Consider the following 25,705-nt stretch of genomic DNA (forward strand, 5'->3'; position numbering starts at 1 on the left):
AGAGTAGACACAGCCAGACTGCTGAGAAGATTCAGCAGCCTGACCATCGGTTAATATCCCATTGCTGCGCCTTCCCCGCGAGGGTCTGCGCCGCCGAACTTCACGTTCGTTTGCGGATCGATCAAAATGGCGCCGGATTGTCCCATCGCATCTGTATAGGCTGCTTCCAGCTTTTCAACCGGATGTCCGCGCTTCACGAGTTCGTCCAACACTTCCTGCGGAATCCGGCTTTCGACTTTCAAATTGTTGGAGGCGGAGCCCCAGTTGCGTCCGTGCAGCCATCTTGGAGCCTCGATCGCATCCTGTACGCTAAAGCCGAAGTCGACAATACGCGTTACGAGAGCCGCTTGCGTTTGTGGCTGTCCTTCGCCGCCTTGTGTTCCGTAAAGCAGGTAAGGCTTGTCCCCTTTGAAGAGCATGGCAGGGTTAATCGTATGGAAGGTGCGCTTTCCAGGCTCCAGGTGGTTAATGTGTTTCGGATCGAGAGAGAAGTAGCTTCCACGGTTTTGCAACAGGACGCCAGTATCTTTTGCTACAATACCGGAACCCCAGTCAAAATAGTGGCTCTGGATGATCGAAACGGCGTTGCCGTCCTTGTCCACGACGCCAAACCAAGTAGTGTCCCCTTTTGGATCGAGCGGCTCTACTGCTTTTGCCGCTTGCTTCATATCGATGCGTGCAGCCAAATCTTTGCCGTGTTGCTTGGACAACAGCTCGTCCACCGGAATGTCGACGAAAGCAGGGTCTGTCAGCCATTTGTCACGGTCGGCAAAAGCTTGCTTGGTGGCTTCTACAATCGTGTGGTAGTAGTCCGGCGTCCCTTCGCCCATGCTCTTGAGGTCGAAGTTGTTCAACACGTTCAAGATCGAGAGCGAAGCCATGCCCTGGGAGTTGGGCGGTACGTTGTAAGCCTTGTAGCCGCGGTAGTCGACTGTAATCGGTTCTGCCCATGTGGAGGTGTGCTTTTCAAAGTCTTTCAAGGTGAGCAGCCCGCCGTTTTTCTGCATATCCGCTACGATTTTTTTGGCGACTTCGCCTTTGTAAAATCCGTCTGCTCCTTTTTTCGCAATGATTTGCAAAGTTTTGGCAAGGTCCTTTTGCTTGAGGATTTCGCCAGGCGCATACGGCTCTCCGTTCGGCTTCAGGAAGGTTTTGCGGAACCCTTCAAAGCGCTGGAGGTTTTTCAAATCGTTATCGTTCGGATCGATGGCGTATTTTGTCCAATAAACCTGGTTTGGTGAGACGGGATATCCATTTTCAGCGTATCCGATCGCCGGTTCAAGCAGCCTGTGCCACGGAAGCTTGCTGTTGCCCATGCTTTTGTGCGCGTAGTTGTACGCTTCCCACCAGCCAGAAACAACGCCTGGCACCGTATTGGCAGACTCGTAGCCGCGGGAAGGAATTTTTTCGTAGCCTTTGCCTTTGTAGTAGTCGATCGTTGCTTTTTCGCCAGCTCGTCCGCTGCCGTTCAGCGCTTTCAGTTCCTTGGTCTTGGCGTTGTAGATGAGCCAGAAGTTATCTCCGCCGATCGTTGTGTAATGCGGGTAGACGACGGCGAGAGTAGAAGCGGCGGTGATGGCGGCATCTACAGCGTTGCCGCCGTCTTCCAATGTTTTCAGGGCTGCTGCTGTAGCCAGATAGTGTGGTGTTGTTACCATTGCGTTTGGCGACATTGATGTTGGCCGATTAGCTGCTTGAACCGGAGACAGGGTTGCCAGGCCGATTGCAGTAGTCAATGCGACAGTAGAAAGTTTCTTCCAGAATGACATCGTATGAAGCCTCCTTGTATGTTTGATGAACGATTCCAACAATCCGACAGCTTTTCGCAGCCTCACCTCCTTAACTGAAAATGAATATTTTTACACATAAATACATAAATGGACAAAAATAGACAATTGTTGCGCAAAAAAAGACCAATGATATAGGATCATTGGTCTTGTCCTACACCAATACTTCGGTAGCTGGCTGGCATGCCCGCTTGTGCGGAGGTAGCCCCTCTAGCTTTGCGTCGCCGGATTTCCCCGGGTTTGCCGTTTCGATATCAATGGGTAACGCATCCAGTTGATAATAGAAAACTGATTCAATTGTTACAGGAAAATTTTCCTAATCATCCGTTTGTCAATAATATAGACTATTTGTCGATTGGGGTAAATAAGAAAAATTTTTTTAATCTAGAAAAAAAGGGAGGAACAGGGAGTTGTGCGTTTTTCCCGACATTCACACACCACTATTGGCCGAACTGCTTATGATGGTAAAAACGCACATTTGCCAAGGAGTGAATCAAGGCCATGATGCATCCCGATACGGAGCTTCGCTATATCAACGATGAAATCGGGTACGGTGTTTTTGCGACAAAATTGATCCCGAAAGGCACGATTGTCTGGGCACAGGATGACCTGGATCAGGTATTGGACCCGACATATGTGGAAAAACTGGACCCATTGAGAAAGCAGGATGTGCAGAAGTATTCCTTCAAAAATCAGTTTGGAAAATACATCTTGTGCTGGGATAAGGCCCGATTTGTGAACCACAGCTTCCATGCGACCTGCGTGGCGACGATGTACGACTTGGAGCTGGCTGCCAGAGACATTTTGCCGGGGGAAGAGCTGACCGATGATTACGGTACGCTGAATCTGGATGAACCGTTTGATTGCTTGCCGGAGCCGGGGACGAATCGATCGCGGGTGATGCCTGATGACTTGCTGCGCTATTACCGGCAGTGGGATGAGGTCGCAGCTGAAGCTTTCGCCCGGTTCAATCATGTTGAACAGCCGCTGCTCCACCTGGTTCGACCCAAGCATTTGAAAATTATTCGCGGCATAACCGAGCAGCGTCGCTCCCTCGACTCTATCATTTCGTTGTACTGCCAGCCGCAATCCCAATGGCAAAAAGAGCAGGAATGGTAGAGACAGCGGGCCGGACAACGGCCCGATTTTGTTGAACTCTGGGAAGAGAATCAGTATTATGGAATGTAAAGGTGAAGTGAAAGGTTGATTTCATTGGAAAACAAGGTAGCGTCATCCAATTTTATCCGCAATATCGTGATTGACGACTTGCAAGAAGGCAAGGTCAAGGAAGTCATTACCCGCTTTCCGCCGGAACCGAACGGGTATCTTCATATTGGACATGCAAAAGCCATCTGCCTCAACTTTGAGCTGGCAAGCGAGTTCAAAGGAAAGGCCCACCTCCGTTTTGACGATACCAATCCGGTGAAAGAAGACACAGAGTACGTGGAAGCAATCAAAACAGATGTACAGTGGCTCGGCTTTGAATGGGACGGGCTGTTTTTTGCATCGGATTACTTTGAAGAAATGTACAAGCGTGCGGTGTTGCTGATCCAAAAGGGCAAAGCCTACGTGGATGATTTGCCTGCCGAAGAAATGCGCAAGCTGCGCGGAACTTTGACAGAACCAGGGGTAGACAGCCCGTTCCGCAACCGCTCTGTGGAGGAAAACCTCGACCTGTTTGCTCGCATGCGCAATGGCGAGTTCAAGGACGGGGAAAAAGTGTTGCGTGCGAAAATCGATATGAGCTCTCCGAACATCAACATGCGCGATCCGGTGATTTATCGTATTTCTCATGCGACCCATCACAACACAGGCGACAAATGGTGCATCTACCCGATGTACGACTACGCCCATCCGCTGGAAGATGCGATTGAAGGCGTTACCCACTCGCTCTGTTCACTTGAATTTGAAGACCATCGTCCACTGTACGATTGGGTCATCAGCGAGTGCGAGATGGAAAATACTCCGCGCCAGTACGAGTTTGCCCGTTTGAACCTGACCAACACCGTCATGAGCAAACGCAAGCTGAAACAGCTCGTGGACGAGAAAGTGGTAGATGGCTGGGACGATCCGCGCATGCCGACCATTGCCGGCTTCCGTCGCCGCGGTTTTACCCCTGAAGCGATTCGCACGTTTGCCCGCGAGATCGGGGTAGCGCGCAGCAACAGCACGGTAGACGCGAAAATGCTGGAGCATTTCATTCGCGAAGACTTGAAGCTGAAAGCGCCGCGCACGATGGCTGTTTTGAATCCGCTCAAAGTCGTCATTACGAACTACCCGGAAGACCAGGTAGAAATGCTCGAAGCCGAGATCAACCCGGAGAACCCGGAGATGGGCAATCGCCAAATTCCGTTCTCCCGCGAAATCTACATCGAGCAGGACGATTTCATGGAAAACCCGCCGAGCAAGTATTTCCGCCTGTTCCCGGGAAATGAGGTTCGCCTGAAGCACGCGTACTTCATCAAATGCAACGATGTGGTGAAAGACGCCGACGGAAACGTCATCGAGCTGCACTGCACCTACGATCCTGAAACCAAGAGCGGCAGCGGCTTTACTGGCCGCAAGGTAAAAGGAACAATCCACTGGGTAGAAGCTTCTCAGGCAGTTCCGGCTGAATTTCGCCTGTACGAGCCACTGATTATGGATGACGAAGATTCGGAAGGAAGCTTCCTGGACAACATCAATCCAAATTCGCTGGAAGTGCTGAACGGATTCGTCGAGCCGAACATGAAAGAAACGCAGCCGCAGGACAAATACCAATTTTTCCGTCACGGATACTTCAATGTCGATCCGAAGCATACGACGGCGGACAAACTGGTCTTCAACCGGATCGTTTCGCTGAAAAGCTCGTTTGAACTGCCAAAAGCGTAAGCATATCAAGCCTGAAAACCAAACGCTGTTGCGGCATGGGGAACCGTGTGCAACAGCGTTTTTTGGTGCGCAAATGGTGGAACTTTTCTCATTCGCGTGTATAATTATTCGTGTCGTGTAACAGAAGGAGGACAGACAGTGAATGGGAGTGCAGAGCTTACACGCAGCTTGAAGTTGTGGCATATCGTCGTCATTGGCCTTGGCTATATGGCTCCAATGGCCGTTTTTGATACGTTTGGCATCGTTGCCGAAGAAACAGGGGGGCATGTTCCTGCCGCTTACGCAGTGACCTTGCTGGCCATCTTGTTTACCGCGGCGAGCTACGGGAAAATGGTTCGCGTCTTCCCGTCGGCCGGGACAGCGTATACGTACACGCAGCAAACGATTCATCCGTATGCCGGGTTTTTGGTAGGGTGGGCCTCGCTGCTCGATTATTTGTTCTTGCCGATGATCAACGCTTTGCTGACGGGTGTGTATCTTTCGTCCGTATTTCCCGATGTGCCGACCACGTGGTGGATTATCGGGTTTATTGTCCTGATTACTTTATTAAACGTATTTCGCGTGACAGTAACGGCATCCGTCAACTCGTTTCTGGTGCTTTTTCAGATCGCCGTCGTTATTTTGTTCGCCGGACTGGCTATCCGTGGCTTGATCAATGGAGATGGGCTGGGCCAGGTGCTGAACATTCGTCCGTTCCTTTCTGCTGATTTGTCGGTAGTCGCTCTGCTGTCGGGGGCATCGATCCTCTGCTTTTCCTTTTTAGGCTTTGATGCCGTCACTACGCTGACAGAGGAGACGGTAGATGCGAAAAAGACGATTCCCCGGGGAATTTTGCTGGTTGCACTGGCCGGGGGAGCGTTGTTCATTACCGCTTCGTATTTCATGCAATCGCTGTTTCCCGATGTTTCCGTATTGTCTGACCCGGAAGCAGCTTCCGCAGAAATCGCCCTGTTTATCGGAGGCTCCGTCTTTCAGCTGATTTTTTTGGCGGCTGCTTTGTCTTCGACGCTCGCCTCCGGTCTGGTGTCGGTGACGAGTGTAACGCGGCTGTTGTACGCGATGGGCCGGGATGGTTATTTGCCGAAAAAGTGGTTTGGCTACATACACCCGAGACTGAAGACGCCGCTGCTTAACGTGCTGCTGGTCGGAACGCTGATGCTGGCTGCCTTGTATCTCGATTTGCTGACGGCTACGTCCTTTATTAATTTTGGAGCGTTGATCGCGTTCAGCTTCGTCAATCTGAGCGTCATTGCCTACTTCCTGAGACAAAAACAAGAAAAGCGTGCGACGGATTGGTGGGGGTATTTTCTGGCTCCGCTGATCGGGACAGCCTTTCTCGCATTTTTGTGGGGCAGTCTCCATGCGAAATCGATGATATTGGGACTTTTGTGGACGTTTGTCGGGCTTGTGTATTTGCTTTATTTGGTCAAAATCAAAGGCGCCAAACTGGAACTGATGAAGTTTGAGGAATAGGACGATACTTGCTTGAAGAAAGCCTTCCTGTGCTGCGAGTGCGCATGGGGAGGCTTTTGTTTATTCAACTTTTCTATAACAAGTGCGGGAGCGGGTTTTTTGGTAGACGCCAAAAAAGGTGTGGAGTAAACTGGCATCAGGCAATATTCCAAACGTTAGCAATTGACATAAAGGAGGTACATTTTGATGCAGACTTCATTGTTTCGCCGCCAATGGACGACAGTCGATTACGTGCTGATTGTCGTTACAGCGGCATTATATGCAGTTGCCATTATCATGCTGGCTAATATCAAGCTCATTCCTTCCGTACCGATTCGTCCGGCGAATGCCTTGCAGCCTGTTTTCGGCATGCTGTTCGGCTTGCCAGGTTGCATTGGCCTTGCTTTTGGCAATATGGTCAGCGACCTGTTGACCGGAGGAGCACCGCCACATGCGGTTGCCGTCGGCTTTTTCTCCAACTTTTTGGGAGGCTTCATCGGCTTTCTCACGGTGAGTCACCCGGCGCTGAAAACCAAACGCAGCTTCCTGCAATATTTTGTGTTCGTCGTTCTGATCAGCTCTGCTGTCGTGGCGTGCGCGATTTTGGTCAATGTGGCGCTCGGTCTGACGCCGATGGCGATTGCCTCTCTGTTTATTCCTACTGTGTTTTTGAACCAGGCGATCTCGACGGCGATTCTCGGCCCGATCCTGTTGAAGCTGCTGTACCCGTTTGTGAAGCGTTCCGGTCTGTATCGCGGACGACCGTTGCAGGAATACAGCTATCTCGGGCCTGAAAGCAGGATCGCCCAGTGATTCAGGAACCGCTGTTGCAACTGCAAGAGGTACATTGGCACTACGAAGATTCTCCGACCCCGGCGCTTACGGATGTGAGTCTTTGCTTGTATCCGGGCGAAGTAGTCGGGGTGGTTGGCCCGGCGGCAGCGGGAAAGACGACGCTTTTGCTGGCGCTTGCGGGGTTGATCCCGGCCAATTACGCAGGCCAGTTTGCGGGAAAACGCCAGGCGCAAGGGCAGCAGGGCGTTGTCTTCCAAGACCCGGAGACACAGTTTATCGGGCTGACGATTGAAGAAGAGCTTGCGTTTTCGCTGGAAAATGTCGGGTGCTCCGATGAGCAAATCGAGCAAAGAATCACAGAAGTGCTGCAACTGGTCGGTCTTCCCGGGTTTGCCGATCGCTCTCCTTTTGAATTGTCAGGGGGAGAAAAGCAACGTGTAGCAATCGCGTCTGCCCTGACGAATGGCCCGCAAGTATTGCTTCTGGACGAACCGACATCCGAGCTTGATCCATTGGGAGCGCGAGAAGTATTCGCGCTCTTGCAACGGTTGAAGCAGGAAAGTCAGATGACCATCGTCGTATCCTCTCATGCGACAGAGGAGTTGGCCACTTTTTGCGACCGTCTGGTGCTGCTGGCAAAAGGGCAGATTGTGCTCAACTTGCCTGTAAGAGACTTTTTTGCCCGGACAGATGTGCTCGATCAGCACGGCATTTTTGTCCCTGATGTCATCCGCCTCTACCATCTGCTCTGCCGCGAAGGCGTGCTTGCCGAAACGGCAGGCCCGTTGCCGCTTACGGTTGAGGAATTGGCTGCGCGATACAGAGAGGCACAGCTTGTTCGGGAGGGAAGCGTGTGAGCAGCGTAATTGAACTGGACGATGTCTGGTACGGATACGACCGGGAAAAGCCGGTATTGAACGGAGTATCCTTGCAGATACGGCAAGGAGAGTTCGTCGCGATCATCGGGGGAAACGGCTCGGGAAAAACTACGCTCGCCAAGCATTGCAACGGTTTGTACAAACCGAGCAAAGGCAGCGTAAAAGTGAACGGCTGCGACACGAAAACGATGTCGACCGCCGAACTGGCCCGCACGGTAGCCTATTGCTATCAAAACCCTGACCATCAAATTTTCCACTCTACGATAGCGGCAGAGGTGTCTTTTGGTCCGAAAAATATGGGCTGGCCTGCGGAAAAGATCGAGCAAGCGGTGAACGAGGCGCTTGAAGCCGTCGGATTAGGCGGAATGGGCGAGGCAGAGCCTTACTTTTCCAGCAAAGGCACGCGGCAAAAGATTGCCGTTGCTTCGATTTTGGCGATGAAGCCTCAGGTCATCGTGCTGGACGAGCCTACTACGGGACTCGATTATCGGGGGATGCTGGAAATGATGGAGCTTGTCCGCCGCTTGCATGCAGCTGGTCACACGATCATCGTCATTACACACGACATGCGTCTGGTGGCGGAATACGCCGAGCGTGTGCTGGTCATGCATCGGGGAAGTCTGGTGTGTGACGGCGATCCGCAAAGCGTGTTTGCTGCGCCTGACATTTTGGCATCCGCGCAGGTGGAGGCACCCGCTGTTTATCGGTTTGGCGAAGCGGCGGGGATGAAAGGGCCGCTTCCGCTCACTTTGCAACAAATGACTCAAAAAATCGCGGGAGGTGGGCAATGGCGATGAAGCATGCCCATCCGAGCTTCGTTTTGCTGATGTTTCTTCTGCTTGGCCTGCTGCCGTTTCTGTTTCAAGACCCGAGAGCGCTGGCTGTGGTCTGGCTGTGCAATCTGGTGCTGATCGCCAGGCTGGGGTGGAAACGCTCGATGGTCAAAGCGTACGCGCTGGTGGGCGGAGTAGGCGCGGTTTTCGCGGCGATTACATGGCTGCCGTTCACGAACGTAGGCGTAGCGTACTGGAGCGGCAGCGTTCCATTGATCAATTACCCGCTGCAAGTAACCGATATCGGCGTGCTCTGGGCGTTGGGAATGGGGCTGCGCCTGGCGAATGTGGCGCTTTTGTCGATGTACTATTTGCTCTCCACTTCGCCGAGAGAGATTGCGATGGGCCTGCGCGGGCTTGGCGTCCCGTTTTCCGTCAGTTACTTGCTGTCGCTTATTTTCCGCTTTATTCCGCTGGTGAAAAATGATCTGGCGACGATCCGCGAAGCACAGATGGTGCGAGGGATGTCGACGGTGGAAGGCAATGTTTTTGAGCGCATCAAAAAATACGGGTTTTTGCTAGTTCCGCTCATTTTCAGTTCGCTGAAGCGCGTGCAGCTGATCGCCAATGCGCTCGATGCCAAAGGCTTTCAGATCAGGAACAGCCAGCATCGGTTTTACCGCAGCAAGCGCTGGAAAAAGGCGGAGGTCGTCATGCTGTTGGCAGGTGTCTGTGCGGTTGCCTCGCTGTTTTACATCGCCCGGGTGCATCCCGAGCATATTGGCGTCCTCATTCCGGGACGAATTTGACAGGGGAGGAAGCCATGAAAGTTGAGCAGGTCAAACATGTAGAGGTCGAAGCCGGGCGACTAGAGTACAGTGTGTCAGGCCATGCAGATGCTCCGGCGCTTTTGCTGCTGCATGCGATTCGCAATACGCGGCACCTGTTTGCTTGGCTGTTACCCGAGCTGGCAAAGCATTACCGGGTGGTGGCGGTCGATTTGCGCGGTCATGGCAACTCTACGGATCGCGGCCCGTTTACTTTTGAGCGGATCGTCGATGACTTGGCCTGTCTGCTGGAGCAGGAAGGGCTGAGCCAAGTGACGATTGTGGCGGCTTCGTTTTCGGCCGTGCCTGCGCAAATGCTCGCGGTCCGCGAACCGCAGCGGATTGCCTCGCTGGTGTTGCTCGATGGCGGTTACTACTCCCTGGGAGCGATGCCGGGCTTTGAGCATGATCCTACAGTTGAGCGCTTGTCATCAACCCGGTTTCAAACGGTAGAGGAAGCGGAAAGGCAATTTGCCAAAAGGTATGGCGGGAGGAAGCTTCCGGCAGGCTGGATGAGCACAGAGCTTGTGCGCAAGGAGGACGGCGGCTTTGGCTACCGTTTGCCGCGGGAGGCGTTTGACAGCTACTTTCATCAGTACGCGACATATGATCTGGATGAGCTGTTTCGGCAGCTGACGTGTCCGGTGCTGTTGCTTCTGGCAGATGAAAATCACTTGCCGGATGAAGCGCAGCGGCCTTTCTTCCGGGAAGCGGTCGACAAATACCGGAGCGCTGTGCCGCAAGCGCAGGTGAGGACGATCGCCAATTCCTTGCATTTGCTAATGGTGACGCATCCGGATGAAACCGTGAATGAAATCAACCTGTTTTTGCATCGCTAAAAGGGACAAGCATCTGCTTGCCCCTTTTCTTTTTGTGCTTTTGTCTATCGTTTTGCCTCGCGGAACAGCTTGTCCAGCTCGTCCGCCATTTTGTTGTCCCCTTTTTTGTCCCGCAAATGCTTTTTGACTTTTTCCAATGCTTCTATGCCTTTTTTCGAGCTGACTGTCCAGACTTGCGCGTCCGTTCCATACGAACGTTCTACTACGGTGCGCGCCTGGGCAAACAAGGCAGAGCGATCGCTGGTGCCAAGCACGCCTGTCGTGTTGTTTCTTGCCTGCTGTCCAGCCAGCCCGCTCGGCGTGTCGTTTCCTCGGCTGCTGCTGCCCGCATAGCTGCCGAGCAAGTGGGCTTGCATCGGGTCGATAGAGTTGATGGAGGCTTGGTTGGCAGTGGTTGGGGCCAGGAAAACCCAATCGCCGACGATTAACGCTTGTACACCGTGGACGCCTGCCGCGCCGAGTTGCGCCTCCAGCTTGGTCGAAGGGCCGCCGCTGTGCAAATGCGAGCTTCCGATCGAACTGTACAGACCGTGGCCCATGCCGCTAAATGTCGTGCCATGAGAGTTGGTTGTCAGCTTTTTGTCCCGGTCTACGCTGGGAATGACCGTCTCGCCCATTCCAGCAGGGTGTACAGTTTGGGTTCTGGCTGGCTCTTGCGGGGCGGCCTGGTTGTTACAGGCGGTGAGCAGCAGGGCAATGCCTACTCCGGCTCTGCCTGCCCATGTTCCAAAGCGCTTCATCAGTATCCCTCCAAATTATGCTTGCTGTATTGGTAACCATATCCTTTGAATGTGTTTTGGAAATTATGTGTGGAGCATGCTGGGAAAATTTCCGCGAAATGCGTTTAGCCTGTCGCGAAAATGCGCAAACCATGGGATAGAGACAACTGGAGGTGGTAGATTTGGCAGAATCCAACAACAAACATGAGCAGCCAGTGTCACGGAGACATTTTCTGAAAAACACAGGGCTTGTGCTCGGTGGTCTGGTCGTGGGCGGAGTGGCAGGCAGTCTGCTACGCAAGCCGGAAGCACCGCCACAACCGGGGGCGACACCGGCTCCTGCTGCCGATTACAATCAGGCGTTGATGTATTTCAGCCCGGAACAGTTCAAAGTGGTGGATGCCGCCTGTGAGCGGATTTTCCCGGAAGACGAGCTTGGACCGGGCGCAAAGGCACTTGGTGCAGCCTACTTCATCGATCACCAGCTTGCGGGCGATTGGGGCTTCAACTCTCGTGAGTACATGCAAGGTCCGTTTTATTCGGGAGAGGTGACCCAAGGCTACCAGGGAAGGTTGAAGCGGCGGGAGATTTTCGACATCGGCATTCAGGAGCTGAACAACTACAGCCAAGCTGCGCATGGCAAGCGCTTTTACGAGATTACGGCTGAGCAGCAGGATGCCGTGTTGAAGGCTTTTGAAAAGGACGATGTCAAACTGACGACGATTTCGGCCAGCGCCTTCTTCAAAATGCTGCGAGCCAGCACCATCGAAGGAATTTACTCAGACCCGCTGTACGGCGGCAATAAAAATATGGATGGCTGGCGATTGAAAAATTACCCAGGCAATCAAATGGCCTACACACAAATCATCGAACAAGACAAATTCGTGAAGATGGAGCCGCTCAGCTTGCGGGATCATCAACACTGACAGACGGGGTGAAGCATATGGCCAGAAAACTGCCCAAAGTGGATGTGGTAATCGTCGGTGTGGGCTGGGGCGGGGGCGTGATCGCTTCGGAGCTGACGAGGCAAGGGCTGACGGTCGTCGGACTGGAGCGCGGCAAAGAGCGGAAAACAGAAGACTATTTCATGGTGCACGATGAACTGCGCTACGCGCTTCGCTATGAAATGATGCAGGATTTGTCCAAGGAAACGATCACCTTCCGCAGCAATCCGAACGTGCGGGCGCTGCCGATGCGCTCATACGGTTCTTTTTTGCTGGGAACAGGGCTTGGCGGCTCGGGCGTTCACTGGAATGGCCACACGTTCCGGTTTTTGCCGTATGATTTCGAGATTCACAGCAAGACAGTCGAGCGCTACGGGCAAAAGAAAATTCCCGAGGGCATGACGATTCAGGATTGGGGAATCACTTACGACCAGCTGGAGCCTTACTTTGACAAGTTCGAGCGGATGGCGGGCATATCGGGTTCGGAAAATCCGCTTGGCGGCAAACGTTCCCAGCCTTATCCGACGCCGCCGATGAAAAGCACGCCCAGCATGAAGATGTTCGAGGAAGCGGCGAAAAAGCTGAACCTGCATCCTTATCCGCTCCCATCCGCGAATTTGTCGGAGGCGTACACGAATCCGGACGGAATTTCCCGGGCTGCCTGTCAATATTGCGGCTACTGCGAGCGTTTTGGGTGTGAGTACGGGGCAAAAGCAGACCCGGTTGTCACGGTTATCCCTGTGGCGAAGAAGACAGGGAAGTTCGAAATCCGCACCCATTCCCACGTGCGCCGCATTTTACATACGGGCAACAAAGCTACAGGTGTGCTGTACACGGACGTGACGACTGGAGAAGAAATTGAACAGCCTGCTGACATCGTCGTGTTGACGAGCTACGTGTTCAACAATTCGCGCTTGCTGCTGATGTCCAAGCTGGGGCGACCGTACGATCCGACTACGGGCAAAGGCGTGATTGGAAAAAACTACTGCTACCAGGTTATGAAAGGCGGAGCCACGGGCTTTTTCGAGGAAAAGGAGTTCAACAATTACGCTGGTGCCGGCTCGCTCGGCATGGTGCTCGATGACTACAACGGCGACAACTTTGACCACTCCAGCCTGAATTTCATTCATGGCGCCAACATTAGCGTCTCCCAGTACGGGCAACGTCCGATCGCCAACAATACGGTTCCGGAAGGCACGCCAAGCTGGGGCAAGGAATTTAAGGCAGCCTCGCTCAAATACGCCAACCGCACGATCAATGTCGGGGCGCAAGGGGCCTCCATGCCGTTCCGTTACCATTTTCTCGATCTCGATCCGACGTACAAAGACGCGTTCGGAGATCCGCTGATCCGCATTACGTTCGACTTCGAGGAGCAGGACAGGCAGTTGGCTGCCTTTTTGTCCGACAAATGCGGGGACATTCTCAAGGAAATGGGCGCCAACAAAATCGAGGTGCGCGGCAAGCTTGGCCCTTACGACATTACCCCGTACCAATCCACGCATAATACAGGCGGAGTGATCATGGGGGCATCGCCGGAAACTTCGGCGGTCAACAACTACTTGCAAATGTGGGACGCGGAAAATGTGTTTGTCGTCGGCGCATCGTCTTTTGCTCACAACAGCGGCTACAATCCGACGGGCACGATGGGGGCGCTGTCGTACCGGGCAGCCGAGGGCATTTTGAAGTATCGGCAGAGCGGTGGCGGCATGCTGGTGTAGCTGTATTTTGTTACGATTGCAAAATGGATTTAGCGAATTTGCGAAAAGCCGTCGGTTTATATGACGGCTTTTTTTCGTATAGAAGCAAAACCTTTTCGCGAAAATGAGAAAATGCGTGAGCCGTAAAAGCGAGAATATCGCGGTTTCATGCGGTTTTTTCGTTGGCACGCTCCTTGCTATTACGATTTGCCAGTGATGAGCGAGAGGATCGCCAAAAGGAGAGACAATGATGAAAACGAACAACTGGAAGCTGGACACTGCTATTATTCATACGGCTCAAGAGCCTTGCCCGAAAACGGGGGCGGTCACGGCAGCTGTCGTGCCTGCGGTCGCATATGCGTTTCCCGATGCGGATTCCGCTGCTGCCTGCGTGGCCGGGGAGCGGGGCGGAACGTATTACGGCAGGTACGGCAATCCGACGATCGAGACGTTGGAGCAAAAAATTGCAGCGTTGGAAAACGGGGAGGCCGCTTTGGGCGTATCCAGCGGAATGGCAGCGATCTCCGGGGCGCTGCTTGCCTTTTTGCAGCAAGGCGACCATGTGGTGTGTACGCGGGATGTATACGGAGGCAGCTACAAGTTTCTTACTACAATGGCGCCGCGTTACGGCATTGCGACCGATTTCGTCGATTGTACCGATTTGCAGGCAGTGGAGCGGGCTTTCCGGGCCAACACCCGCGTGCTGTACATTGAGACGCCTTCCAACCCGTGCCTGACAGTCCTCGATATCGCGGCATTGTCCCGTTTGGCGCACGCACGAGGCATCGTCGTGATTGTCGACAATACGTTCATGACGCCTTATCTCCAGCGGCCGTTGGAGCTGGGAGCCGATGTGGTTGTCCATAGCGCGACCAAATATTTGAACGGGCATGGGGACGTTATCGCCGGATTTATTGTCGCGAACAAAGAGCAAATACAGTTCATGCGCAAAAACATCATGGGCGATCTGGGGCAAAACTTGAACGCATGGGACGCCTTCCTGATTTTGCGCGGATTGAAGACGTTGGGCCTGCGCGTCCGCCAACATTGTCAAAATGCGCAAGCTGTAGCGGAATACTTGGAAAAGCACCCGGCGATCGCGCACGTCTACTACCCTGGACTGGAATCCCATCCGCAGCATGAGCTGGCGAAGCGGCAAATGGCGGGGATGGGCGGAATTGTTTCCTTCGAGGTCAAGGGAGGGTATGACGCCGCCAAATCTTTCATTAACGCGCTGCGTCTCGCTATGATATCGTTTAGCTTAGGAGACCCGGAAACACTCGTGCAGCATCCCGCGTCGATGACTCATGCTTCCATTCCGGTGGAGGATCGTCTGAAGTTCAACATTACAGACGGTTTGATTCGCCTTTCAACCGGGCTGGAGGATGCGACGGACATCATTGCTGATCTGGAGCAGGCGCTACGCTGCGTCCCTGTGGCGGAGGCTGCTGCGAGAGGGTAAGGAACGTGACAGGCAGGAGGATCGACCATGACCGAATTTTCCCGGATAGAGAAATTCATTCAATCATACGCAGACAATATTTCCAAGGTGCTGGGGCTGGATGTCACCATTCTGGATGAACAAGGGATTCGGGTGAGCGGCACAGGCTACTATTCGGATTTGATCGGGCTGCCTGCGCCGGAAGGATCGTTTTTCCGGATGATTTTGCAGACTGGACAGCCAGGCATGATTTTTGACATGAAAAAGAACGACTCCCAGTGCATGAACTGCAAATTTTTGCAGCAATGCAGGGAGCTTGCAACAATCGGCTTCCCGGTACACAAGCGGGAAAAGACGGTCGGGGTCATCGGCATCATCGGCTTTTCGCCTGAGCAAAAGGAAAAGATGCTGCACCACTCGGAAAAGTGGATGCCGTTTTTGCAGCACACGAGTTCGCTGATCGAACACAAGCTGCTGGAACTGGATGCCGAACGGGAAAAAGGCTGCAACATCCAGGAGGAAATGCCGCAGGCAGTCGTCAAGCCTGTGTACTTCGCCCAACTGATCGGGGCAGATACAGGCTTGCGGGACGTGATCGCCAAGGCGAAGAAGGTGGCGGGCAGCATCTCTACTGTTTTGTTGCGCGGAGAGAGCGGTACGGGCAAAGAATTGCTGGCAAAAGCGATTCACAGCGAGGGGCCGCGCAGCAGACAGCCGTTCGTCGCAATCAATTGCGCGGCGATTCCCGAAACGCTGCTGGAGAGCGAGCTGTTCGGCTATGAGGGCGGAGCGTTTACAGGCTCTCGCCGCGAAGGAAAGCCGGGAAAATTCGAGCTGGCGCACAAAGGCACGATCTTCCTCGACGAGGTCGGGGATATCCCGCTGTCTTTGCAGCCCAAGCTTTTGCGTGTTCTCCAGGAAAAAACGGTAGAGCGGGTCGGAGGCGTGAAGACGCTGGAGATCGACGTCAGGGTCATCGCGGCGACTCACAAAGATTTGGAGAGCATGGTCAAGGAAGGGACGTTCCGCGAAGATTTATACTATCGGCTGAATGTCATCCCGCTTCGCCTGAAGCCGTTGCGCGAGCGCCGGGAAGATATCCCGCTGTACTTGCAGCATTTTTTGCATCGGTACGGGACACTTTTGCAAAAGGGCAGGCTGGAGCTTGACGCTTCGCTCGTTCACAGGCTTGCCGCATACGATTGGCCGGGAAACATCCGGCAATTGGAAAACGCCGTGGAATATATGGTCAACATGGCGGATGGATCGCTGATTGACCATGAGAGTTTGCCGGAATATTTGCTTGCGGAGGAAGAGCCGGGGCGAGCAGATGAGGCGGGGGCGGGGCTGGAACAGCTTTTGGCTGATTATGAGCGCTCTGTTCTGAAAAAATATTTGGCGAGCAGCGCGTACCGTCAAGACAAAGCGGCGATTGCCAGCGAGCTGCAAATCAGTCTTTCTACCTTGTACCGGAAGATGGAAAAGTACAACCTTGATATATAAAACAAGCCTCTGTTTCGAGATGTTTTCTGCGAAACGAGGCTTGTTTATGTCGGGCAGGCAGTTAGACTTGCTGCTGTTCCGGGTGTTTGATCGCTTTCAGTTCGTAATGGCCGCTCTTGGAGTTGATGATGAACTCGGGACGCTTTTGCTCGCGCGCTTTGCGGTGTCCTTCGAGATGCGGCTCGCTCAATTCCCACTGTTTCCAAGCTTCTTTCGACTCCCAGCGAATCATGACTACGACTTCTTCTTCGTCTTTGCGCGGCTTTTGCACGAAAATGCTCAAGTCCACAAAGCCCGGAGCTTTTTCTACCACGCCTGGTTCGCTGAAGCTTTTGACGATTTCATCGGAGAAGCCTTCCTGTACCACGTATGTTTTGATTTCGACCATCATGAGCCAAACACCCTTCCACTGATTGATTGCTGTCTTTACTCATCGTATGGAGAGTGATTTTCAAAGTCAATCGAAAGTTGTCCAGTTACTGGAAAGCAAAAAGACAGCGGCTCCCCTACAGGCCGCTGTCCTTCGTTGTTTATATAAAAGAATAAGTGCATGCTTACAGCAACGACTTCACTTCTCCGGTATTCGGGTTCACGACGAACCATCCGTACGTGCTGGTGTAGCTGTCTCCGGACTGGAAATTGTTTACTACAGTTTGGTACACTTGAATGACATAGTGCCCTTTTTCGTCATCGTGGTCATATTCGACTACGTGTGTAGGTGTAAGGCTGCCTGCATATTTCTTTTTGACCAGTTCAACCGCTTCCATTTTCGAGTACATTTTGGCAACTGGCAGTTTACCGATAAAAATCGATTTCGTTTTGGCATCGTAAATGACTGGCTTGTTCAAGTTTTCTGCCACGAAACGAATCGGTACGTACACAGAGTTTTTGTACATGATACCTTGGACGTCGCTGCTCGGAGACTTTGGCACGCCTTCGAAGTAGTAAGTAAAAGGCGTATTTGTGCCTTCAGCCACATCCGGATAAGCTGGAGCCGCGATTGCGATTCCGGAAAAGAGTGCCGAGCCGACGATAATTCCCCCAAAAAATGATTTCAAGTCCCATTTCATGTCGAAAAACCTCTCCCTTTGTCTAAATCTTCCCAGAAAACATTATGTCAAAGATCATGGGAGAAAAGCTATCAAACGAGGGTAATAGGAAACATAGACTACGAATGGGAGAAAAGGTAGGACTAGCCGCGCCTGGTCCCAGACGGACAAACAGGTTGAAACGATGATTCAGTGAAAGGTCACTTTGTGGTAAGGTAATAGAAAGATTAGCGGATAAGGTGAGGAAAATGGCTATTTTGCAAAATGACTGGGCTCCCGTATTGGCTGGGGAGTTCGAGAAACCGTATTACTTGAAGCTCCGTCAGACTTTGAAGGAAGAATATCAGACACAGACCATTTACCCGGATATGTATCACATTTTTACAGCGCTTCATCTGACCAGCTACGAACAGGCAAAAGTAGTAATTTTGGGACAAGACCCTTATCACGGGCCGGGACAAGCCCATGGCTTGAGCTTCTCGGTCAAGCCGGGAATCAAACCGCCGCCATCTCTCGTGAATATTTACAAAGAGTTGCAAAGCGATTTGAATTGCGCCATTCCTGAGCATGGCTACTTGAGCCATTGGGCCAAGCAGGGAGTCATGATGTTGAACACGGTGCTGACGGTGCGGGCGAGCAATCCAAATTCGCACAAAGGCATCGGCTGGGAGACGTTTACCGACCAAATCATTCATTTGCTGAATGAGCGCGAAAAGCCGCTTGTGTTCATCCTGTGGGGAAAACACGCGCAAGAGAAGGCTGCCTTCATCGACAAAAAGAAACATTGCATCATCGCTTCGCCGCATCCAAGTCCGTTTTCGGCCAATCGCGGATTTTTCGGAAGCCGACCGTTTTCCCGAGCCAATGCGTTTCTGCGTTCGCAGGGAATGGAAGAGATCGATTGGCAATTGCCGATGCATGTAGAGGAAGAAGAATAAATGGAAAAAAGGATCTGTGCCGCTTGCTTGCAACGAACGGCGCAGATCCTTTTTGCTATGGCTCAGTCTTTGCTTTTGATCACGAGCAGTTGGCCTGTGCGTACATCAATCGTCCCAGTTTGTTCTACCAGTATGTTGCTGATGCCCAGCGTGTCGCCGATTCGCAGCGTGGCGTCTTCCAGCGGGTACATGAATCCGCGCAGCGTAATTCCGCTGACTTCCATCGTCAAAGGCAGCAGGGAAACGTGGGTAAATTGGTCCTGCGAAAGCTGGCAGTGGCTGTTGATCAGGCGGATTTCATTGCGTTCATCGACAATGCGGCAGGAAACTCCTGTCTGTAAGCTTTTGCCAAGCAGATGGACATTGGCGAGAGTGTGGTCGAAGCGGGAGCCGAGCACTCCGAGCAAGACAATTTCCCGGGGCTTTTGCCCGATGGCCCAGGTCAGCGCCATTTCGGTGTCCGTCAAATCTTTCATGACGGGATCGCAAGCGGAGACATCCAGACTGTGGCGTTCGATTTCCGCCATCTCTTCTGCGGTGACCGAATCGAAGTCGCCGATTGACAAGCGTGGCGACAGGCCGTTGCGAACGAGAAACAGCGCGCCGCGATCCACGCCTACGAGCCAGTCGCCTTCGCGTATGTAACGGATGGCCCAGTCACCCAGATTTCCGCCTGCGAAAAGTAGGATGCGTGTAGTGTTCATGCAGTCAGTGGCCACCTTTTACTCTGAAATAGGAGAGCGAAATGCACTTTGACAAGCGAGCCGATAGCCTGCCGCGAGCTTTTTGTCCAGCTTCTCGTGTTCCTGCCGGGTCGGAGCGGTGAGCAAGTCGTTGCCTGATACGACCAGGACGCTGCATTTTCCGCAATACCCTTGCTGGCATTTGTAAGAGAGCGATTGTCCCTGCGTCTGTGCGGCTTGCAGCAGCGTCTGACAGGGAGCTTGCCCGATTGTGAATGTTCGAGAGTTTTGCTTGATCTGCACCTGCTTGTGTCGTGCTTTTGCCGTCGGGATTGGTCTGTTTTGCTTGTTTGGCTTGGCAAAAACCCGGCTGTCTGCTTGTTTGCCCAACTCAGGCAAGTTGGTGTGAACAGGAGTGTAGACAGGTTGCTGTACGGGAGAGCGTCCGGCGATCAAAGAACCGACAGTAAGCTGTTTGCGCATAGGAACCTCCCCGGTAAGTGATTTTTTCCATCTTACCATGTGCGAAGCGGGAGTGACAAAAAGAGATGTTGTGTCGCGTGTAAAAGATTGAATTTTTAGGCATTTTCGATTAAAATAATTTTATCGAAAAAATCATGGAAGGTGATGGCATGATTACCATCAAGCGAATGAGCGACTGTACGTTTGCCGAGGTGACAAAAGCTTGGAACAGAGGTTTTGAAGGTTATTTCGTTTCGATTGTGATGACGGAAGAGATGCTGGTGCAGCGTTTGGGGAACGAAGGGTATGTCATGGGCTTGTCTGTCGTCGCGTTTGATGGAGAAGAGCCGATTGGCCTGGTGGCAAGCGGACTGAGAACGATCGGCGGGAAAAAAGTCGCCTGGAACGGCGGGACAGGCGTCGCTACCGAATATCGCCGTCAAGGAGTGGGGCGGCAGTTGATTGATGCGACGCTTGAGCTGTACAAGGAAGCTGGCGTGCAGGTGGCTACCTTGGAGGCGATGAGCCAAAACAGCAAGGCGATAGCCCTGTATGAGCAAAAAGGGTACGAGGTGGTTGACCGCCTCTTGTTCTGGCAACGAATCGGCCCGCTGCCTGAGCATGCATTCGGTGGGGCGACCAAGCCAGAGTATCGGATCAGGCCGATTGTCACTCAGGAAGTGACTGCGCTGCCGTTCTACGACGGAGATGTCGCCTGGCAAAATCAATGGCAAAGCTTGCGGGACGCACAGGCAGTAATGGTCGAAGACGGAGCGGGGCAGGCGGTCGGGTACGCCTTGTACAAAAGCATGGTAAATGAAGCGGGACAAGTGAGCAACGTCGTTTTGCGCCAATGTGTGGCTCAGCCGGGCCACAGCGATGCCCGCAACATTTTGAGCGCCGCTCTCGCCCACGTGTACGCGCCATACGCATCGGACTGCAAGTGGTCGACCTTCAACTTGCGCGCCTCTGAAGGCTTGCTGCTGGAAATTTTGGAGTCAGCAGGCTTCGGGCCATCGGAAACCGAGCAGGTGTACATGGTCAAGCAGATGGAGACGGCGCAAGAATAACAGCTTGATCGGATTCCGCAATCGCTGATTGGCTTATTGCTGGCAATGAGTGCAGAAAAAAACTTTTCGCGAGGATAGCTCGTCTTTTACGATAGGCTGTCCGCAACGCAGGCATGGCTCTCCGCCGCGATCGTACACTTGGCAACGCTCGTCGAACCCGCCTGTCAACTCGTCGGTGCGATACAACGGCTGTTTCATGTAACCGCCAAAACGAATCGCTTCTGCAAGCACTTCCTGCATGGAATGATAGAGAGTGGCTCGCTCTGGCGCAGTCAGTTCGGGGATGCGGCGCGTAGGCAGTATGCGCGCGTGAAAGCAAATTTCGTCGGAATAGCAGTTACCGATGCCTGCGATCCAGTGTTGGTCGACCATGGCTGTTTTTAAAACTCCGCGCTTTTCTTCCAGCAGCTTTTCAAAGTGGGTCAGCGTGAACTCCGGGTTGAGCGGTTCTGGGCCGAGCGGGGCCAGCTTTTCGTCGATCTGATCGGGAGTGAGCAGGTGCAAGTAACCGAGCCGCAATCCGTGAAAATACAGCACTCGTTCTCCCAAAAAGACAGTTACCTGGGCAGTCCGAGCGAGCTTGTCCTCGGCTGTACCCAAGTAGAGAAAACCGCCCAGCATCAGGTGAAGCAGCAGGACGTGGCCGCTTTGCAAGTGAAACAAGAGGTGCTTGCCGCGCCGCTCGATAAGCGTCAGGCGATTGTTTTGCAAAAGCTGTCCGAACTGTGCCGGGGGCAGATTGATGGTTTTTTCCCGCTGGACGGCTGTTGAGGTGATGACCGCACCGCAGATTTGCTCATGGAGCAGCCTGCGGTACGTTTCCATTTCAGGCAATTCCGGCATGACGATTTCTCCTTTCTCTATAAAGCTGCATTCTATTATGATTTCCAGATCGGATAGCTGGCATGCCCAGCCCGTTGTTTTTATGGCGACGGGTCTTTTCGTATTGTTTTTGCACAAGATTACCAACGATATTGCCAAATCGGGTAATATAGTATAAGGGTAAGCCCCAAAGCAATATGGACGGACAGGAGATTACATATGCAAAAAGTAGAATTGATCGCTACGGCGACTTTTGGATTGGAATCGGTAGTAGCAGAGGAAGTAAAAGCGCTCGGCTATGGCCCGGTTCAGGTAGAAAACGGGAAGGTGACGTTTTCCGCAGACATTTCTGCGATTCCCCGCACAAATTTGTGGTTACGAACTGCCGACCGGGTGCGTCTAAAAATCGGGGAGTTCAAGGCGACTACATTTGACGAGCTGTTTGAACAAACAAAAGCTTTGCCATGGGCGGATTGGATCACGGAGGATGCAACGTTTCCCGTAGAAGGAAAGTCAGTCAAATCGACTTTGTTCAGTGTTCCCGACTGCCAGGCTATCGTGAAAAAAGCGGTCGTGGAAAGTCTGAAAAAGACGTACAAGTGCGAGTGGTTTGAGGAAAAAGGGCCGCTGTACAAAATCGAAGTGGCTCTGCTCAAAGACGTGGCGACGCTGACTATCGACACATCAGGCCCGGGTTTGCACAAGCGTGGCTATCGCGAATTGATCGGTACAGCCCCGTTGAAGGAAACGATGGCGGCGGCGATGATCATGCTGTCTCGCTGGAAGCCGGATCGCGTCTTCATGGACCCGTTTTGCGGCTCAGGGACGATTCCGATCGAAGCAGCGCTCATCGGACAAAACATCGCGCCGGGAATGAACCGGGAATTTGTCTCGGAAGCGTGGCCGATCATTCCGAAAACAGCCTGGAGAGAGGCGCGCGCTGAGACGCATGATTTGGCCAGATACGATCAGAAGCTGGAGATTATCGGCACCGACATGGACGATGAGATCTTGAAGGTGGCACGCCGCAATGCAGCAGAGGCGGGCGTGGATGAATCGATCCATTTTCAGCGCATGGATGTTCGCGATGTACGGACGAAGCGGAAATACGGCTATCTGATTTGCAATCCGCCGTACGGGGAGCGCTTGGGAGAGTGGAAACAGGTCAGCAAGATGTACGGGGAAATGGGGAAAACTTTTGCCGCCATGGATACATGGTCTTTTTACGTCATCACTTCCGATGAGCTGTTTGAGGAGCACTTCGGGCGCAAGGCGAGCAAAAAACGCAAACTCTACAACGGAAACATCAAGGTGGACTACTATCAGTTCTTTGGCCCCAAGCCGCCGCGCCAGCCGATGATTTCCCCGACAGAGTAGACAGAGCAAGCCGTGTAAAAGGGGCATATTGGAGGAGAACGTTGTAATGAGAAAGAGAAAATTCGGGAGCAAAGTGCTCTCCGCCTGTTTGTTGCTGTCGACCTTGCTCGTGCAGGCTGTTCCGCCGCTGTATGCGAAAAGCGAGCCGGAGCAGGCGGCACAGCCTGGGAAAACAGCGCAAGAAACTGTGGAATTTACCGATTTGGGCAACAGCTATGCGAAAAAAGCCGTCACGCGACTGGCAGGGCTGCAGCTGATCAACGGGCAGGGAGACGGGCGCTTTTATCCGCAAAATACGATGTCGCGCCAAGATATCGCCGTATTGCTGACAAAAGTGGTGGGCCTTCAGCCAGCGGAGATGGAGCAGGCTGTTTTTGCCGACGTGCCAAAAGAAAGTCCGTATGCCTCATTTGTTTACGGACTCGCTGACCTCGGCGTGATCAACGGCAGAAGCGATCAGACGCTTGGCGGAGCTGACCCGTTGACCCGGCAAGACCTGGCCGTAATTTTGGCGAGACTGATGAAGGTCAGCGGCCTCCCCAAAGCCGCGTCGCAAAATATCGTGTACAGCGACGCCGCCCAGATCGCCGACTACGCCAAGGCGGCAGTCGAGGAAGTAAGCAATCAACGCTGGATGCAAGGGGCACAAGGCAAGTTCAATCCTGCTGGCACTGTTACGCGTGCGGAGGCGGCAGTCATTGCGGAGCGCGTGCTCGATGCGCGCTATCAGCAGGCTGAGCAGGTTGATTTCACGCTGGGCAAGAGCCAACTGAGCTTGCTGGCGGGGACGAGCGAGCAGTTGGAGGTCAAGCAGGCAAAAGGAGACAAGCTGCCCTTTACTCCGATCTTTGCTTTTGACCGCCCTGAGCTGGGCACGGTACTGGCAGATGGAACATTCGTTGCCGGGCCGACTCCCGGAAAAGGGAATCTGACGGTAACAGTCGGCTATAAGACCGTAACCGTTCCGATAGAGATCAAGGACGCAGGCAAGCCGCCTGTCACAACAGAAGAGCAGCCAAAAGGAACGGAGCCTGCGACTTCTGTGGCAGACAGCAACAGCGCGAAAACAGAAGAGGGCAAGGATGCAACAACCGATCCGAAAACATCTGCATCTACAGAGACGACTTCGCCAGCGACTGGTGCCGATGCAGCACAGTCAACGGGAGAAGAGGAGGCAGCCGACAAGCCGGCTGAGCAGGACGACCTCGTCAATGTCGCTCCGGGCAGCTTCACATCTGTAGCTACTTTCGGAACGCCAGACTCGTATTTTCAGCAGGTGGAAAAGCAATATCCGGGGCCTGTAGGCGGATTGGTCGCCCCTTCCGAAGAGTGGACAGGGTACAATCGCCAGTTCGGCCGCAAGGTGACGGTCGCGCTTCAGGAAGCAAAGCCGTTGGAACGCGTATCTTTGACATTCAAACAGCAAAAAACATCTGGCATCTTGATGCCGGAATACATGGAAGTAGAAGTATCCCGTGACGGCAAAGCGTGGTCGTACGCCGGAAGGGCTGTCCACGACGTGCCTGCTGCGGAAACTCAGCTTGTCTTGCGCACGCTGTCCGTGAGCTTGCCTGATGTGAACGCGCGTTATGTCCGGGTATCGTTCCCGGTATCCGTGTTCGTTTTTGCCCGCCAACTGGAAGTATGGGCGAGTGGCGCAAGCGATTGGCAAGGGGGAGCGGTCCTGTTGCCACCGCCAAGCCCGGCAAAAGGAACAGGCGAACAAAACACAAGACGCCGTGTAGAAAACATGCTGCTCGCTTATTCCGGGGGATACGGAGAGCTTGGAACGTGGACGAAGGAAGATTTTCTGCCAATGGTAGGTTATCGTACGGCTGACGGCTACATGCGTGACCAGATGTTCGACACGATCCTTTTCCTGCCGTATCAGGACATGCCTGTCACGAAAGACGGATGGCGCGGCTATATGAACGACCTGTTCGGCACAGGCAAGCAGCTCGACGCACTGAACCAGGCGATGCGGGAGTACAATCGCCTGCGCGGCACGCTGTACACGACGCCGACCCAGGAAAACGTCGTGCTCGCCCTGCCGTATCCGAACGCGAATCAAAAGGACTTTGGCAAAATCGCCGACAACAAGCCGTCGCTTTCGTTCAATCCTGTGGGCATCGGGGAAGAACAGGCGTATTTGAACCGCAAAGCGGCGTTGGAATGGTACTTCCAGGAGCTGCAAAAGCGCTGGAATAAGGAAGGCTACGCTTACTTGAAGCTGGAGGGCATCTACTGGTTCCACGAGTTGATCGAGGATAGTGCTCCAAAAGAGCGCGCGCTTATTCGCGACATGGCGAGCATGGTTCACAACGAAGCTCTGCGCTTCTACTGGATTCCTTACTTCGGGGCGCCAGGCGTGGCAGAGTGGAAGTCGCTGGCTTTCGACTACGCATTTTTGCAGCCGAATTTCTACAGTGACAAACCAGTGCCGCTCGACCGGATCGAAAGCGTGCTGGATGTGGTCAACAAGTATGGCATGGGCGTAGAGATCGAAGGGGATCGGAAAATGTACAACGATCCGAAATTTTATCAGACCTACTACAACCAGCTCGTCGCTGCCCACAAGCTGGGGATGGACAAAAACAACATCCACGCCTATTACTACGGCTCCAAAACATTGCTTGATTCCGTAAAAAGCACAGACCCAGTCAAGCGCGCCATCTATGATGACACGTACAAGTGGATGCGCGGACGTTTTGACCGGGAAGAGTATTTTGAAGCCAACGAGTTGCCATAGCCGTCCAGAAAAAAAGAGTCTGTTTCCCT

Annotated in this window: 23 protein-coding genes and 1 riboswitch; of the genes, 16 read left to right on the forward strand and 7 right to left on the reverse strand. The window is 53.2% G+C overall.

Annotated elements, in window-relative coordinates:
• Nucleotides 1-50 precede the first annotated feature (50 nt).
• On the reverse strand, nucleotides 51-1,769 hold the full coding sequence (ggt, locus tag IRJ17_RS06250) for a gamma-glutamyltransferase (RefSeq protein WP_063228909.1): 1,719 nt from the start codon (nucleotides 1,767-1,769) through the stop codon (nucleotides 51-53).
• A 184-nt stretch (nucleotides 1,770-1,953) separates the two neighbouring features.
• Nucleotides 1,954-2,042, reverse strand: a riboswitch (cyclic di-GMP riboswitch).
• Nucleotides 2,043-2,288: 246 nt separating this feature from the next.
• Between ggt and IRJ17_RS06255 the strand changes: the two genes are divergently transcribed.
• From IRJ17_RS06255 to IRJ17_RS06290, 8 genes are all read left to right on the forward strand, one after another.
• Complete coding sequence (locus IRJ17_RS06255) at nucleotides 2,289-2,906, forward strand: SET domain-containing protein (RefSeq protein ID WP_063228910.1); 618 nt, start codon at nucleotides 2,289-2,291, stop codon at nucleotides 2,904-2,906.
• An 84-nt stretch (nucleotides 2,907-2,990) separates the two neighbouring features.
• A complete protein-coding gene (locus IRJ17_RS06260) occupies nucleotides 2,991-4,658 on the forward strand; it encodes a glutamine--tRNA ligase/YqeY domain fusion protein (RefSeq protein ID WP_373926260.1) in 1,668 nt (555 codons plus the stop codon).
• 138 nt (nucleotides 4,659-4,796) lie between these two features.
• Entirely contained in the window at nucleotides 4,797-6,131 is a 1,335-nt protein-coding gene (locus tag IRJ17_RS06265) for an APC family permease (protein WP_242773790.1), read from the forward strand.
• A 186-nt stretch (nucleotides 6,132-6,317) separates the two neighbouring features.
• Nucleotides 6,318-6,923, forward strand: a complete 606-nt coding sequence (locus tag IRJ17_RS06270; protein WP_122962525.1) for a QueT transporter family protein — start codon at nucleotides 6,318-6,320, stop codon at nucleotides 6,921-6,923.
• On the forward strand, nucleotides 6,920-7,762 hold the full coding sequence (locus IRJ17_RS06275; RefSeq protein ID WP_173599062.1) for an energy-coupling factor ABC transporter ATP-binding protein: 843 nt from the start codon (nucleotides 6,920-6,922) through the stop codon (nucleotides 7,760-7,762). Before IRJ17_RS06270 ends, IRJ17_RS06275 begins: the two co-directional genes overlap by 4 nt.
• Nucleotides 7,759-8,580, forward strand: coding sequence for an energy-coupling factor ABC transporter ATP-binding protein (locus IRJ17_RS06280; RefSeq protein WP_217022092.1), 822 nt, complete (start codon nucleotides 7,759-7,761; stop codon nucleotides 8,578-8,580). Before IRJ17_RS06275 ends, IRJ17_RS06280 begins: the two co-directional genes overlap by 4 nt.
• The gene (locus IRJ17_RS06285; protein WP_242773793.1) at nucleotides 8,571-9,365 is read left to right on the forward strand and encodes an energy-coupling factor transporter transmembrane component T; all 795 of its coding nucleotides are present in this window, start codon (nucleotides 8,571-8,573) and stop codon (nucleotides 9,363-9,365) included. Before IRJ17_RS06280 ends, IRJ17_RS06285 begins: the two co-directional genes overlap by 10 nt.
• A gap of 14 nt (nucleotides 9,366-9,379) precedes the next feature.
• A complete protein-coding gene (locus IRJ17_RS06290) occupies nucleotides 9,380-10,222 on the forward strand; it encodes an alpha/beta fold hydrolase (RefSeq protein WP_242773797.1) in 843 nt (280 codons plus the stop codon).
• Between the two features lie 44 nt (nucleotides 10,223-10,266).
• Here the strand turns inward: IRJ17_RS06290 and IRJ17_RS06295 are convergent, their stop codons facing one another.
• A complete protein-coding gene (locus tag IRJ17_RS06295) occupies nucleotides 10,267-10,962 on the reverse strand; it encodes a hypothetical protein (protein WP_242773800.1) in 696 nt (231 codons plus the stop codon).
• A 161-nt stretch (nucleotides 10,963-11,123) separates the two neighbouring features.
• Here IRJ17_RS06295 and IRJ17_RS06300 point away from each other — a divergent pair, with 161 nt between their 5' ends.
• The 4 genes from IRJ17_RS06300 to IRJ17_RS06315 all read left to right on the forward strand — a co-directional run bounded on the left by IRJ17_RS06300 (nucleotide 11,124) and on the right by IRJ17_RS06315 (nucleotide 16,526).
• The gene (locus tag IRJ17_RS06300) at nucleotides 11,124-11,867 is read left to right on the forward strand and encodes a gluconate 2-dehydrogenase subunit 3 family protein (RefSeq protein WP_122962530.1); all 744 of its coding nucleotides are present in this window, start codon (nucleotides 11,124-11,126) and stop codon (nucleotides 11,865-11,867) included.
• Between the two features lie 17 nt (nucleotides 11,868-11,884).
• Entirely contained in the window at nucleotides 11,885-13,603 is a 1,719-nt protein-coding gene (locus IRJ17_RS06305; protein ID WP_122962531.1) for a GMC family oxidoreductase, read from the forward strand.
• Nucleotides 13,604-13,832: 229 nt separating this feature from the next.
• Entirely contained in the window at nucleotides 13,833-15,044 is a 1,212-nt protein-coding gene (locus IRJ17_RS06310) for a trans-sulfuration enzyme family protein (protein WP_242773803.1), read from the forward strand.
• A gap of 27 nt (nucleotides 15,045-15,071) precedes the next feature.
• Nucleotides 15,072-16,526, forward strand: coding sequence for a sigma-54 interaction domain-containing protein (locus tag IRJ17_RS06315; protein ID WP_242773813.1), 1,455 nt, complete (start codon nucleotides 15,072-15,074; stop codon nucleotides 16,524-16,526).
• A 61-nt stretch (nucleotides 16,527-16,587) separates the two neighbouring features.
• On the opposite strand, the gene IRJ17_RS06320 is transcribed toward IRJ17_RS06315, so the two are convergent.
• Together IRJ17_RS06320 and IRJ17_RS06325 are read right to left on the reverse strand one after the other, a co-directional pair.
• Nucleotides 16,588-16,917, reverse strand: coding sequence for an antibiotic biosynthesis monooxygenase family protein (locus IRJ17_RS06320; RefSeq protein WP_122962534.1), 330 nt, complete (start codon nucleotides 16,915-16,917; stop codon nucleotides 16,588-16,590).
• Nucleotides 16,918-17,080: 163 nt separating this feature from the next.
• A complete protein-coding gene (locus IRJ17_RS06325; RefSeq protein ID WP_122962535.1) occupies nucleotides 17,081-17,596 on the reverse strand; it encodes a stalk domain-containing protein in 516 nt (171 codons plus the stop codon).
• Between the two features lie 227 nt (nucleotides 17,597-17,823).
• On the opposite strand from IRJ17_RS06325, the gene IRJ17_RS06330 reads away from it, so the two are divergent.
• Nucleotides 17,824-18,513: a uracil-DNA glycosylase gene (locus IRJ17_RS06330; protein ID WP_122962536.1), complete on the forward strand. Its 690-nt coding sequence runs from the start codon at nucleotides 17,824-17,826 to the stop codon at nucleotides 18,511-18,513.
• 62 nt (nucleotides 18,514-18,575) lie between these two features.
• On the opposite strand, the gene IRJ17_RS06335 is transcribed toward IRJ17_RS06330, so the two are convergent.
• Together IRJ17_RS06335 and IRJ17_RS06340 are read right to left on the reverse strand one after the other, a co-directional pair.
• Nucleotides 18,576-19,217 carry a thiamine diphosphokinase gene (locus tag IRJ17_RS06335; protein ID WP_242773815.1) on the reverse strand — a complete coding sequence of 214 codons (642 nt, stop codon included), beginning with the start codon at nucleotides 19,215-19,217 and terminating at the stop codon, nucleotides 18,576-18,578.
• Between the two features lie 18 nt (nucleotides 19,218-19,235).
• Entirely contained in the window at nucleotides 19,236-19,679 is a 444-nt protein-coding gene (locus IRJ17_RS06340) for a 2Fe-2S iron-sulfur cluster-binding protein (RefSeq protein WP_173596339.1), read from the reverse strand.
• Between the two features lie 149 nt (nucleotides 19,680-19,828).
• On the opposite strand from IRJ17_RS06340, the gene IRJ17_RS06345 reads away from it, so the two are divergent.
• Nucleotides 19,829-20,728 (forward strand): GNAT family N-acetyltransferase, encoded by a 900-nt coding sequence (locus IRJ17_RS06345; RefSeq protein WP_173599053.1) that lies wholly within the window; start codon nucleotides 19,829-19,831, stop codon nucleotides 20,726-20,728.
• A gap of 33 nt (nucleotides 20,729-20,761) precedes the next feature.
• Here the strand turns inward: IRJ17_RS06345 and IRJ17_RS06350 are convergent, their stop codons facing one another.
• The gene (locus tag IRJ17_RS06350) at nucleotides 20,762-21,571 is read right to left on the reverse strand and encodes an Fpg/Nei family DNA glycosylase (RefSeq protein ID WP_173599052.1); all 810 of its coding nucleotides are present in this window, start codon (nucleotides 21,569-21,571) and stop codon (nucleotides 20,762-20,764) included.
• A 198-nt stretch (nucleotides 21,572-21,769) separates the two neighbouring features.
• Here IRJ17_RS06350 and IRJ17_RS06355 point away from each other — a divergent pair, with 198 nt between their 5' ends.
• Together IRJ17_RS06355 and IRJ17_RS06360 are read left to right on the forward strand one after the other, a co-directional pair.
• Nucleotides 21,770-22,927: a THUMP domain-containing class I SAM-dependent RNA methyltransferase gene (locus tag IRJ17_RS06355; RefSeq protein ID WP_122962541.1), complete on the forward strand. Its 1,158-nt coding sequence runs from the start codon at nucleotides 21,770-21,772 to the stop codon at nucleotides 22,925-22,927.
• Nucleotides 22,928-22,973: 46 nt separating this feature from the next.
• Nucleotides 22,974-25,676: a DUF4855 domain-containing protein gene (locus IRJ17_RS06360; RefSeq protein WP_242773832.1), complete on the forward strand. Its 2,703-nt coding sequence runs from the start codon at nucleotides 22,974-22,976 to the stop codon at nucleotides 25,674-25,676.
• The last annotated feature ends 29 nt before the right edge of the window (nucleotides 25,677-25,705 follow it).

Origin of the sequence: Brevibacillus parabrevis (assembly GCF_022701015.1) — a bacterium.
GTDB lineage: Bacteria > Bacillota > Bacilli > Brevibacillales > Brevibacillaceae > Brevibacillus > Brevibacillus parabrevis.